A 12,779-nucleotide genomic window follows, 5' to 3' on the forward strand; every position below is an offset into this window, starting at 1 on the left:
ATGAATCCTTTGAATCGGGCACGTTCGGGCCGGAGCGGCTTTCTATTGCGCGAAGGTCTGACGCTCCGGGAAGCCTTTGCGGAGGCTTCCTCTTTTTTGCGGGAACGGGGCGTCGAAGAAGCGGATGAAAATACGCGGCTACTGCTTAAAGAAATTCTCGGCATGTCGGGCGCGGAGTACGTCATGGCGCTGCGGGATCCTTTTCCTTACGAACACGCGGACGCGGAGCGTTGGGAGAACGCGATTACGCGCAAAGGCGACGGAGAACCGGCGCAGTACATTTTGGGCGATCAGGAGTTTTACGGCTTTATCTTCGAGGTGACGCCGGATGTGCTGATCCCGAGGCCGGAAACGGAGCTCTTGGTGGAAGCGGTGCTGGGCCACGCGAAGACGTTATGGCCGCAAGGAAGCGCTTCGGTGCTCGACGTAGGCACGGGCAGCGGCGCAATCGCGGTCAGCCTGAAGCTGCTGCGTCCGGAACTTGAAGTGACGGCCAGCGATATCTCGCCGGGCGCTTTGGGCGTCGCGCAGCGCAACGCTCAGCGGCTCGGCGCAGAGGTGACGTTCGGCGAGGGGAGTCTGCTGGAACCTTTTGCGGGTCGAAGCTTTGACATTCTGGTCTCGAACCCTCCCTACATTCCGGCTGCCGATATCGAGGAACTCCAACCCGAGGTGCGCGACTTTGAACCTCGCGGGGCGCTGGACGGCGGACCGGACGGGCTATGGCCGTACCGGGAAATCATGAAGCAGCTGAATCTGCTGCAACATGATCCGAAGCTGATCGCGTTCGAGCTGGGCATGGGCCAAGCCGATGCCGTAGCGGAGATGCTGCGCGAGCGCGGAAGTTGGAGCACGGTGGAGACGGTGTTCGATCTGGCGGGGATCGGCAGACATGTGATCGGAATCGCCTGAATAGAATTTGCAAGCATGAAAAGGCCGCGCGGGCGGGAAGCATGGGCGGCAGCGCCGCAGCGCTTCCCGCCTTTTTGTATCCGATGCAGGGAGAGTTGTGCGGGATGTCGTCCACATGACAAGCAGGGGCGTTATCGCCTACAATAGAAAGACGCATAGAGAGAAAAGCTGAAAGGACCGCGTCGCGGTTCGCAAGGCTAATCGCGGCATCGCCGAGGCAGAAACGGAATACCGTTCGCCGGTATGCCGCAAGAGGGAATATTTGGCCTTGAATAGGCTTTTCGGAGGAACCATACCGCATGTTGACCAAATGGAAACATATCGATTGGACCCTGATTATCGTTCTGCTCTGCATGATGGGAATGTGTATTCCTCTCGTGCACAGTGCCGTAGCAACGAGTGATCGATTCAGGGGCCTGGACACACAGATGATTTTTTATTACATTCTCGGCTTTGGCGTTATTTTCTTCATGACTCTGGTCGATTACCGGCTGTACGTGAAGTATTTCTGGATCGTGTACGGCGGGGGCATGCTGCTTTTGCTATTGACGCTGACGCCGCTCGGCCAGACGCAAAACGGCGCTCAAGGTTGGCTGAAGCTCGGACCGATCGGCATGCAGCCGGCGGAATTGTTCAAGTTGGCGCTCGTCATTGCGATCGCCTCCCTTTTAGCCAAACGAAACAAGGAAAAGCTTGGCTTTCTTGCCGATGTGATTCCGATAGGCATCGTGGCGTTTATCCCCTTTGCCGTCGTTATGGTGCAAAATGACTTGGGCAACGCGCTCAGTTATGTGTTGATTCTGATCGGTTTGCTGTGGATCGGCAACCTTAAATTCACGCACGCTTTGATTATTTTCGTATTGGGTGCAGGATTGTTGTTCGGCGGAATCAAAGCTTATATCACCTACCATGACCAGGTGTCGGACTTTATGACGAATACGCTCGGCCGCGCCCACTGGCTGGATCGGATCGATCCTTGGCTGATGCCCGACGAAGCAAGCCGCGACGCCTCGTGGCAGACCAAAAACGGCAAATACGCCATCGCGGGCGGAGGCATGCTGGGTCAAGGCTTCATGCAGGGCGAGATGGTGCAGAACGCCACAGGCTCGCTCGTTCCGTATACGTATTCGGATTCGATTATCGTCGTGATCGGCGAGGAATTCGGTTTTGTGGGGATATCGTTCCTGTTGGTGCTGTACTTCATTATGATTCACCGGATGATCGTGATCGCGCTGGAATGCAAAGACAGGGTAGGGTCCTATATCATCGTGGGGATCGTGGCGATGTTCATGTACCAGATTTTCGAAAATATCGGGATGTTTATCGGATTGATGCCGCTGACGGGGATTACGCTGCCGTTTATCAGTTACGGCGGTACGTCTCTGCTGATCAATATGGCGAGCATCGGCGTCGTGATGAGCATTCGGGCTTGCACGAAGGAAGACCTCGTGCGCGACGAATTTGCGGACGTCAAAGGCGCGAAAGCCGACGACGGCGGGATTCAAGCGATTCGCGGGGCGTTGTCGAGAATAGGCAGATCGAAAAAGGCTTAAGAAGCCGGGCAGGGAAAAAGGCTCGGATGACGGCTTGATCGGATATTGAGGGATTGCGAAGAAAGCGTACGACGACAAAGCGAGCATTCGCTTTGAAATCAACCGACATGCGGTGGCGATCAAGCAGCGCGTGTTGCGGGAGGCTGCGGCGATGCTGGGCAAGATCAAAAATATCGACTGGACGATTGTAGTTATTTTGTTGATGTTGGCGGGGATATGTATTCCTGTCATTCATAGCGCAGTATCAAGCGGAAGCAATGCGAAAATGGCAGGCTCCGAAACGCTGATGGCCGTATATTATGTGCTTGGTTTCGTAGCGTTGTTCATCATTACTTTTGTCGACTATCGACTGCTCGTTAAGTATGCTTTGTACTTGTATATCTTCGGCATCGGCGTGTTGATGTTGGTATGGAGTCCGCTGAGCAGCGAAGGGATCAACGGCGCAAACGGATGGATTCGGGTGCTTGGAGTCAGCGTGCAGCCGGCGGAACTTTTCAAATTGATTCTGATTATCGGAATCGGAGCATTTTTGGCTCGTAAGCAAACGGCCAAGCTTGGGTTTTGGAGAGATGTCTTACCGATCGTTTTGGTCGCGGTGGTTCCGTTCATGATTGTCATTGCACAGAACGATTTGGGCAACGCGCTTTGTTATGCTATCATTTTGGCAGCTTTATTATGGATAGGAAACATCAAATATACGCATGTCTTGATTTTCGGAGTGTTGGCGGGAGGCGTTTTGTACGGTGGTATCACGGCATATCGCAGCTTTCGTACCGAAATCGAGGAATTCATGAAAATTCATATGCCCAGCCAAAAACATTACTTGGTAAGGCTAGATCCTATTTTGATGCCGGATGCGGCTGGAGACAGCTATCATGCAGAACGTGCCCTTGAGTCGATCGCGAGCGGCGGCATGCTTGGAAAAGGCTATATGGCAGGCGACTTGTCTTCCAAAGTTCCTTACACCTACGCCGATTCTATCATCACCGTGATTGGCGAGGAATTTGGTTTCGTAGGTATGGCTTTTTTGTTACTGCTTTACTTTATTTTGATCCACCGCATGATCGTAATTGCTTTGGAGTGTAGGGATCGGTCGGGTCCTTTTATCATCGTAGGCATCGTAGCGATGTTCCTATATCAAATTTTCGAAAATATCGGCATGAATATCGGTATTATGCCTATTACAGGAATCACGCTTCCGTTTATCAGTTACGGCGGAACGTCATTACTGATCAATATGGCAAGTATGGGAATCGTCATGAGTATTCATGTGCATAATCAGGAAGTCATCAAGATGGAGGATCGATTGCAAACAGACCATCTGGATGAGTTGGGCAAAGAAGCAGAGTACAAGCCTCGCGGCTTCAAGTGGCCTTCATTAGGATTCGGCCGGGCTAGAGCTTCGAGAGACAAAAGCAAGTGATGTAAAGTGAGAGGGGTCAAAGGCATGCAAGAACGCATCGATACGCAGATCTGGGAACTTGGCGAGCAGGGTTCCACGGGGAACAATGCTCGAAAGGTTTTGGGAAGTGCGTCCGTTCGAGAAGCCGCTGCCTTGCTCGCCGAAGGCAAACTCATCGCTTTTCCGACCGAAACCGTCTACGGATTGGGCGCTGATGCCCGAAATACAGACGCTGTAGCCGGAATTTTCGCAGCCAAAGGCCGTCCTTCCGACAACCCGCTGATCGTGCACATCGCGAATCGTTCGGAGCTGGACGCGTTTGTAGCAGAAGTATCCGAATCGGACGAAAAGTTGATGGCTGCTTTTTGGCCGGGACCGCTGACGCTGGTGTTGCCGGTTCGCCCTGGCGCTTTATCTCCCAAGGTGACGGCCGGCTTGGACACGGTTGCGGTTCGCATGCCGGATCATCCGGTTGCTTTGGAATTGATTCGAGCTTCCGGCTGTCCGCTTGCGGCACCGAGCGCCAATCGTTCCGGCCGTCCGAGTCCCACGCTTGCTTCCCATGTGCGGGAGGATCTGAACGGCCGTATCGACGGGATCGTGGATGGCGGTCCGGCAGGAGTCGGCGTGGAATCGACCGTGGTGCGGACGAATACGCTCGGCGGCGCAACCGTGCTTCGTCCGGGCGGCGTATCGGTCGATGAACTAAGTCGGGTTCTTGATGCTCCGGTAAGCCAAGTGTCCGCCGACCATGGAGCAGACCTTGATCCGGAGGCGGTCACGGCCGAGGCAGAACCCATACAATCATCGCCGACTGAAGCCGGATCGCATAACGCCGAACTCCGCAGCGAGTTACGGGATGATATTACGCAAGGCGGCGCGACGGAAGAAGCTCCTCGTTCGCCGGGGATGAAGTATACGCATTACGCGCCGAGCGGACAGCTTGAGGTCGTCAGCGGTTCGGACGATCAGGTTGAAAAGAAAATTCGTGAGCGTCTTGCTGCTGCGCGGGTACGCGGAGAAAAGACAGGCGTGTTGGTATTTGACGAACACTTGGCTCATTATGAACAATTGGCTGACGTCGTGTTGTCTTTGGGGAGCCAGTATGATCTGCGTGAAGCGGCTTCCCGTTTATACGCGGCGTTGCGACAATTCGACGAGTCAGGTACGACATATATGCTGGCGGAAGGCTGCTCGGAAGAAGGCATCGGCTTGGCGATCATGAATCGGATGAGCAAAGCGGCCGGCGGACGTATTCATCGGGTTTGATTTTAAAAACACTTTTACGCAAAGGAGACGGTTCGCTTGAAACATATTTTATTCGTATGCACGGGTAACACTTGCCGGAGTCCGATGGCTGAAGGTTTGCTGCGCCAAATGGCGCGGGAGCGCGGCGTAGAGGTGGATGTTCGCTCGGCCGGCGTGGCTGCATCGTGGGGCGTGCCGATCTCCCGCCATGCGGAGGGCGTTCTGCGCGACCACAGCATCAACGATCGTTTGACCTCTTCTCCGTTGGATCGGGATCTAGTGGAGTGGGCGGACTTGATTCTGACGCTAACCGGGTCGCATAAAAGCCATGTACTGAGTTATTTTCCCGAAGCATTCGAGCGTGTCTACACCTTGAAGGAATACGTGGAAAATGATCCTGAGGTGTTGGCCGACCTGGAAGAGTTGGATAGTTTGACGGCGTCGGCCGAGTTGTCGCGCGCGCTAGGCGAAGCCGTGGACGCGACCGTGCGTCAGCGGATGATCGAGCTGCGCCAGCGTATTCCGATCTTCGATATTTCCGATCCGTTCGGCGGTTCGCGAGACGATTATGAATCGACGGCGGCCGAGATTCGGACGGCGCTGGATCGACTGCTGGATAAGCTGGAGAACATCGGGTAAGCGTAAAAGTATAGTCAAAACATACAGCAAGCCGCCTGCGGATTTCGGTGCAGGCGGCTTTTTGCGTAGCGCTTGACGGGAGTGCGCGTGCATAAGAAATCAGAGAAGTAATCGGCGCAGATTAGGGCGTGTACGCAAAATCTGCTTCCGGCGGAGTTTGCGTACACGCCCTAGAAAAATGGGCGAGCAAAGATTTTCAAGGACAGGGACTTGAGACAGCTAACGGAACGAGATGACGCTTAGAAGCTGTTTTTGAGGGTTCGAAAAATCTAACGGAACGAGGCGACGCTTAGCGTGAAAAATGGCCGGATTTCGGTGGGAAAAGCGGAAAAATAAGCGTCTAACGGCAATACGATCCGTTAAAATCGCGGAGAGGGTTGATTTCGGCTTCTAAAGGACATAGAATCCGTTAGCCGAGCCGAGCCGAGCCGAGCCGAGCCGAGCCGAGCCGAGCCGAGCCGAGCCGAGCCGAGCCGAGCTTTTGCATCATTACCGAACGTCTGTGAAATGCTTCTCATTATTTGTCCGTATTTCGCACGAATTTAAGTTGATTTTTGCCCTTTGTTGTCTTATGATGAAGGGGAAATTGCAGATCCGGTGTAACTGGCGACGAGTGTGGGTTCAACCACGATGGAGCACCGGAGTAATCGGCCGGTCGCCTGGGCAAAGAGCAGCTTCGCGCGTTTTTACGCGCGCGGTCGCTCTTTTTGTTTTTTAATCCACGTTCCGCTCCGACTACTCGCTTTCCTTTGAGCGATTTCGGCGTTATGATCGTTAAAGGAAAGCCGTGGCGCAGTCGCTGTTTGACTGCGAACGGCATTAGCGAAGGAGTGACGGAGATGAAGCAGGAACACGAGAATTCGATTCGCCTTCAGGTAACGCTTGCGGTACGTGAATTGGCGGAGAGTGCCGGACTGAAGCCGGGCAAGATTCTGGTGATCGGCACCAGCACAAGCGAAGTGGCAGGCCAGCGGATCGGAACTTCGGGAGCACTCGAAGTCGCCCAATCGCTGCTGGCGGGCATTCGCGAGGTTCAGCAAGAGTTTGGTTTCGACGTGGCCTACCAATGCTGCGAACATCTCAATCGCGCACTTGTGGTCGAGCGTTCGCTGCTGGAGCGACTCAATCTGCGTGAAGTATCGGCCGTGCCGGTACCCAAAGCAGGCGGCTCCATGGCTTCCGCAGCGTATCGCGACATGCAGGAGCCTGCGCTGGCCGAGAGTATCGAGGCTCATGCGGGTCTGGACATCGGCGAGACGCTGATCGGGATGCATTTGCGCCGTGTGGCGGTTCCGCTTCGGCTGTCGGTCAGACAGATCGGCGAAGCCCGAGTGAACGCCGCGCTGACCCGTCCTCCGCTGATCGGCGGGGAACGCGCAGTCTACCGTTTGGCGGAGAATGAAGATTCAACTTTTTGCGAATAACGACATTTTTCAAACCCAGGGAGGAATACGTTAACATGGAAAACTTGAGAAAAAGTGACCCGGCCGTACTGAAAGCAATGGGACTGGAACTGGATCGTCAAAAAGCCAACATCGAGCTGATCGCATCCGAGAATATCGTGAGCGAAGCGGTTATCGAAGCCATGGGCTCGGTGCTGACCAATAAATATGCAGAAGGCTACCCGGGCAAACGTTACTACGGCGGCTGCGAGCATGTCGACGTCGTTGAAGATCTGGCGCGCGACCGTGCCAAAGAACTGTTCGGCGCAGAGCATGTCAACGTGCAGCCTCACTCCGGCGCGCAAGCCAACCTGGGCGTATATCTGGCAGCACTCAAAGCAGGCGATACCGTTCTGGGCATGAACTTGGCACACGGCGGTCACTTGACGCACGGCAGCCCGGTTAACGCTTCGGGTATCCTGTACAACTTCGTGGCTTACGGCGTACGCGAAGACAACTTCCGTATCGACTATGACGACGTGCGTAAGGCTGCATTCAAACACCGCCCTCGCATGCTCGTTGCCGGTGCAAGCGCGTATCCGCGCACGATCGATTTCGAAGCACTGGCTTCGATCGCAAACGACGTTGGCGCACTGTTCATGGTCGACATGGCGCATATCGCGGGTCTGGTCGCTGCGGGTCTGCATCCGTCGCCGGTTCCGCATGCACACTTCGTAACGACAACGACGCATAAAACGCTTCGCGGACCGCGCGGCGGCATGATTATGTGTAAACAACCTTGGGCGCAAGCGATCGACAAAGCGATGTTCCCGGGTACGCAAGGCGGACCTCTGATGCACGTGATCGCTTCGAAAGCCGTTGCTTTCGGCGAAGCGCTTGATCCGTCGTTCAAAGTGTACGCACAGAACGTGATCGACAACGCTCGCGTATTGGCGGACACGCTGATCGGCGAAGGCATCAACATCGTTTCCGGCGGTACCGACAACCACTTGATGCTGATCGACACGCGCGGCGTCGGCATCACGGGTAAAGAAGCGGAGCATGTCCTTGACTCCGTCGGCATCACGGTCAACAAAAACGCGATTCCGTTCGACACGACAAGCCCGTTCATCACAAGCGGCATCCGTCTGGGTACGCCGGCCGCGACTTCCCGCGGCATGGACCAAGACGCCATGAAGTCGATCGGACAGATCATCGCTTCCGTGCTGAAATCGCCTAAAGACGAGTCCGTTCTGGACAAAGCACGTGCAGACGTGAAAGAACTGACCGACCGCTTCCCACTGTATCCTAGCTTGCAATACTAATATTTTTCTGCGATCACGCACCTGACTGCATAAAGTCGCCTTAGAGCCGTACATCGGTTTTAAGGCGGCTTTTTTGCGTTGTCGGAAAACCTGTCTTCCCACACAAACGTAACTTACTCGACAACCCGCGAAAAAGGTAATCCCTCCCTGAATGTTTCTGGCAATTTCAGGATGTGTGACAGACAGCAGCCAAAATGGGGTATATAATCATTACGTTTTGCAATCGCTTTAATCTTTCAGGTACATAAAAAAGCAGAGGGAGAGGATACGGTTGAGCCGCAAAAAACTTTCGCAACTTTCGCAGCAGCTCGTTTTCGTGGGCCCGACGACGATCTTTTTCACGTTAATCGTCCTGGTGCCGTTCTTGCTCGGTGTTTACTACTCCATGACCAACTGGAACGGAGTATCGACCAGCGTCGAGTTCGTGGGCTTCAGCAACTACGTACATATTTTTACGTCGGATCCCGAGTTCCGCAATTCGTTCTGGTTTACGGTAAGGTTTACGGTGATTGCCGTAGTCGGCGCGAATCTGCTCGGATTTTTCCTGGCGTATTTCCTGACCAAGCCGTTGAAAAGCAAAAATATTTTGCGGACCGTCTTTTTCATGCCCAACATGATCGGAGGTCTGCTGCTCGGCTTTATCTGGCAGTTCATCTTCGTGCGCGGATTCGCGGCAATCGGGGAAGCGACGGGCTGGTCATTTTTCAATCTGCCGTGGCTGGGCGACGAACCGACAGCATTCTGGGGCATCGTGATCGTGTTCGTATGGCAGTACGCAGGTTACTTGATGGTCATCTATATCGCGTCGCTCGGCAATGTGTCCAAAGACGTGCTGGAATCGGCCGAGATCGACGGAGCGAACCGCAGCCAAGTCCTGTGGAAAATCATCGTGCCGCTCATCATGCCCGCCGTGACCGTCTGCTTGTTCCTCGCGATCTCCTGGTCTTTTAAAATGTTCGACTTGAACCTGGCGCTGACCAACGGCGGACCGTTCAACGCGACCCGTTCGGTAGCGCTCGACATTTACCGCGAAGCGTTTACGAACAGTCGACTCGGATTGGGTACGGCCAAAGCCGTCATCTTCTTCGTCATCGTCGCGATCATCACGGCTCTTCAAGTACGGGCGACCAAGCGCAGGGAGGTTGAAGCGTAATGGAACAAGATACGAAATATCGCATTCCCACATTGATTATCGAGATCGTTCTTATTCTGATCGGCCTGCTGTTCTTGGTGCCGTTCTACTTCCTGATCTCCAACTCTTTGAAAACGTTCGGAGAAATTCTGTCGGATGCGGCGGCGCTGCCGAGTACGCTTCAATGGTCCAACTACAAGTCGGGCTGGGAGGCGATCAACTTCCCGTCCGCTTTTAAAAACTCGCTGATCATTACGGTCGTCAGCAACGTACTGTTGGTACTGCTCAGTTCGATGACGGCTTATCAGATGGTGCGGCACAACACGAAGTTCAACAAAGCGCTGCTTGCCTTGTTCGTGGCCGCGATGGTCATTCCGTTCCAATCGATCATGCTTCCGCTTACGGACGTGACGAGCCGGATCGGACTCAGCGACAGCCTGATCGGCCTGATTATCGCTTACCTGGGCTTCGGCGCGCCGCTGTCGGTATTCCTTTTCCACGGCAGCATGAAGTCGATCCCGCTCGAAATCGAGCAGGCGGCGCGGGTAGACGGTTCCGGCACGTACGGCGTCTTTTTCCGTATCGTGTATCCGATGATGCGTCCGATGTACGTGACGATCATTATCCTCAACACCCTCTGGATCTGGAACGATTACCTGCTGCCGTCGCTCATGCTGACCAGCGAAAGTTTGCAGACGATTCCGATCGCGACATACATGCTGTTCGGTCAATATACGAAGCAATGGGACTTGGCGCTTCCGGCACTGGTGCTGGGGATCGCTCCGGTCATCATCTTTTTCTTGGCTATGCAAAAATACATCGTGTCCGGCATTGCGGCGGGCGCCGTGAAAGGGTAAGGGGGAGAGTCGTATGTTCGCTAAAAAACTTATGATGCTGCCTGCCTTGATCCTGACCGCCGCAGCTGTGCTGTCCGGCTGCACGCAGGGCGGCAGCGCGGGCGAATCCGGGCAAAAGGTCATCAACATTTATCAGGGCAAAGTCGAGATTTCGGATCAGCTTCAGGAAATGAAAGAATTGTACGAATCGTCCCATCCGGGCGTCGTGCTGAATATCCAATCGGTCGGCGGCGGCACGGACTATGCGGCTTCGCTGAAGTCCCGTTTTTCCGCGGGGGCCCAGCCTGACATTTTCACGATCGGAGGCTTCCAAGAACGCGATCTGTGGCTGGAGTATCTGGAGGATTTATCGGATCAGCCGTGGACGGAGAATATGGACCAGGTGGCAAAAGATCCGATGAGCGCGGACGGGAAGCTGTACGGTTTTCCGCTGAACTATGAGGGTTACGGGTTCTTGTATAACAAAGACATTTTCGAGGAGGCGGGCGTGACCGAAGTTCCCAAGACGTTATCCGAGTTGGAAGCGGCCGCGCAAAAAATTCAGGACGCCGGCTATACGCCGTTCGTGAACGCTTATGCAGAATGGTGGGTGCTGGGCAATCATAACGTGAACGTGCCGTTTGCCCGCCAGGATGATCCGGAAGCCTTCATGCAGGCGTTGGACGAAGGAAACGCGGATATGGCGAGCAACGAGATTTTTGACGGCTGGTTGGACTTGCTCGATCTTACGCTTAAGTACGGCAATGCCAACCCGCTGACGACCGATTACAATACGCAAATGTCCACGTTCGCCAACGGACAGGCCGCGATGACGCAGCAGGGCAACTGGGTACAGCCGACGCTCGACGGGATCAATCCCGATCTCAATGTGGGAATGATGCCGATGCCGATCAGCGACGATGCCGAGGCCAACGACAAGCTGTTCGTGGGCGTGCCGACGTACTGGGTGATCAACAAAAACTCGCCGGTCAAAGAAGAAGCGAAAGAACTGCTTGATTGGATGGCAGGAACGCCGGAAGGACAACAGTTCCTGACCGAGAAGTTCCAGTTCATTCCGGCTTTCAACAATATCGAAGCGGCAGCGGAAGACATCGGACCGCTCGGCGGCGACCTTACAACCTATATCGCGGACGGCAAAGCGCTCAATTGGTACTTCCAGCAGCTGCCGATCGGCACGCCGCAGGATTACGCCAGCTTGATGCAATCGTATATCGCGGGACGGGATACCAGAGAACAATTGCTCGATAATATGCAAGCCTCGTACGATAATCTCAAGGTCAGATAAGGCAAGCTTATTCGATAGAATGGGACTTGCGTAACGCCCTCAGTCGGCATTTCGGCTGAGGGCTTTTTATATGGAAGGAAAATATTGAAAAAGTGCTGCTCAATTTTGTGTCCGTCCGTTTACCGCGGGTGCAAGAGGGCCTTTCTAATGCTATAATGGACAAGATTTACGGTGCGCCGCGTTCTGTATCAACCTTTACCGCAGGAAGCGGCGTGCCCGACGCGGAATTCGAGACGAATTACCCGAATAACGGACTTCTATTGGAGAAGCCGAACATGGTACGGAGGGACGAACCTTATGAGCAAACTGGTGATTTGCGATCATCCGCTGATCCAGCACAAACTGACTTTTATCCGAGACGTAAACACGAACACGAAAGATTTTAGAGAATTGGTCGACGAAGTCGCGACGCTGATGGCGTACGAAATTACGCGCGAAGTTCCGTTGGAGTCGATTCCGGTGGAAACGCCGGTAACCAAGACCGAGGGCAAAGTGATCTCCGGCCGCATGTTGGGTCTGGTACCGATTCTGCGCGCAGGTCTGGGCATGCTCGACGGCGTACTGAAATTGCTTCCGGCGGCAAAAGTCGGACACGTCGGCCTGTTCCGCGATCCGCACACGCTTCAACCGGTCGAGTATTACGTGAAGCTGCCGACGGACGTGCAAGAGCGCGAGTTGATCGTGATCGATCCGATGCTGGCAACGGGCGGCTCCGCGATTGCGGCAATCGACGTGCTCAAAAAGCGCGGCTGCACGCAAATCAAGATGATGAACCTGATCGCGGCGCCGGAAGGCGTGAAGGCCGTGCAGGACGCCCACCCGGACGTGGATATCTATGTGGCCGCACTGGACGAGAAGCTCGACGACCACGGCTATATCGTTCCGGGGCTCGGCGATGCGGGCGACCGTCTGTACGGCACGAAGTAAGAAATTAGAACTCGGTATCTTGACCGCTTAAGAGGTTAGGATACGCCCATCGAGATTTCGTACCTAACCCGTGTACGAAGTCTCCTGCGGAAAACCCGCTTGAACCGTGCGTGTTTC

At 54.5% G+C, this 12,779-nt stretch carries 11 protein-coding genes and 1 riboswitch; all 11 genes read left to right on the forward strand.

Going from position 1 to position 12,779, the window contains the following annotated elements:
- The 11 genes from prmC (at window position 1) to upp (ending at window position 12,662) form a co-directional block, all read left to right on the forward strand.
- Window positions 1-912, forward strand: coding sequence for a peptide chain release factor N(5)-glutamine methyltransferase (gene prmC / locus SACSAC_RS13130; protein WP_037292784.1), 912 nt, complete (start codon window positions 1-3; stop codon window positions 910-912).
- A gap of 299 nt (window positions 913-1,211) precedes the next feature.
- A complete protein-coding gene (locus tag SACSAC_RS13135) occupies window positions 1,212-2,465 on the forward strand; it encodes an FtsW/RodA/SpoVE family cell cycle protein (RefSeq protein WP_037287074.1) in 1,254 nt (417 codons plus the stop codon).
- A gap of 151 nt (window positions 2,466-2,616) precedes the next feature.
- On the forward strand, window positions 2,617-3,888 hold the full coding sequence (locus tag SACSAC_RS13140) for an FtsW/RodA/SpoVE family cell cycle protein (RefSeq protein ID WP_084778050.1): 1,272 nt from the start codon (window positions 2,617-2,619) through the stop codon (window positions 3,886-3,888).
- A gap of 24 nt (window positions 3,889-3,912) precedes the next feature.
- On the forward strand, window positions 3,913-5,136 hold the full coding sequence (locus SACSAC_RS13145; RefSeq protein ID WP_037287077.1) for an L-threonylcarbamoyladenylate synthase: 1,224 nt from the start codon (window positions 3,913-3,915) through the stop codon (window positions 5,134-5,136).
- A gap of 36 nt (window positions 5,137-5,172) precedes the next feature.
- Window positions 5,173-5,754 carry a low molecular weight protein arginine phosphatase gene (locus SACSAC_RS13150; protein ID WP_037287080.1) on the forward strand — a complete coding sequence of 194 codons (582 nt, stop codon included), beginning with the start codon at window positions 5,173-5,175 and terminating at the stop codon, window positions 5,752-5,754.
- A gap of 589 nt (window positions 5,755-6,343) precedes the next feature.
- A riboswitch (ZMP/ZTP riboswitch) is annotated at window positions 6,344-6,426 on the forward strand.
- A 167-nt stretch (window positions 6,427-6,593) separates the two neighbouring features.
- Window positions 6,594-7,178, forward strand: coding sequence for a TIGR01440 family protein (locus SACSAC_RS13155; RefSeq protein WP_037287082.1), 585 nt, complete (start codon window positions 6,594-6,596; stop codon window positions 7,176-7,178).
- Between the two features lie 35 nt (window positions 7,179-7,213).
- The gene (locus SACSAC_RS13160; protein WP_037287085.1) at window positions 7,214-8,461 is read left to right on the forward strand and encodes a serine hydroxymethyltransferase; all 1,248 of its coding nucleotides are present in this window, start codon (window positions 7,214-7,216) and stop codon (window positions 8,459-8,461) included.
- 271 nt (window positions 8,462-8,732) lie between these two features.
- Window positions 8,733-9,614, forward strand: a complete 882-nt coding sequence (locus tag SACSAC_RS13165) for a carbohydrate ABC transporter permease (RefSeq protein ID WP_037287088.1) — start codon at window positions 8,733-8,735, stop codon at window positions 9,612-9,614.
- Window positions 9,614-10,450 carry a carbohydrate ABC transporter permease gene (locus SACSAC_RS13170; RefSeq protein ID WP_037287091.1) on the forward strand — a complete coding sequence of 279 codons (837 nt, stop codon included), beginning with the start codon at window positions 9,614-9,616 and terminating at the stop codon, window positions 10,448-10,450. The genes SACSAC_RS13165 and SACSAC_RS13170 overlap by 1 nt, the downstream gene beginning before the upstream one ends.
- Before the next feature lie 13 nt (window positions 10,451-10,463).
- Window positions 10,464-11,735 carry an ABC transporter substrate-binding protein gene (locus SACSAC_RS13175; RefSeq protein ID WP_037287093.1) on the forward strand — a complete coding sequence of 424 codons (1,272 nt, stop codon included), beginning with the start codon at window positions 10,464-10,466 and terminating at the stop codon, window positions 11,733-11,735.
- Between the two features lie 297 nt (window positions 11,736-12,032).
- On the forward strand, window positions 12,033-12,662 hold the full coding sequence (upp, locus tag SACSAC_RS13180; protein ID WP_037287096.1) for a uracil phosphoribosyltransferase: 630 nt from the start codon (window positions 12,033-12,035) through the stop codon (window positions 12,660-12,662).
- Window positions 12,663-12,779: the final 117 nt, after the last annotated feature.

Source organism: Saccharibacillus sacchari DSM 19268, from assembly GCF_000585395.1.
In the GTDB taxonomy this organism is placed as follows: domain Bacteria; phylum Bacillota; class Bacilli; order Paenibacillales; family Paenibacillaceae; genus Saccharibacillus; species Saccharibacillus sacchari.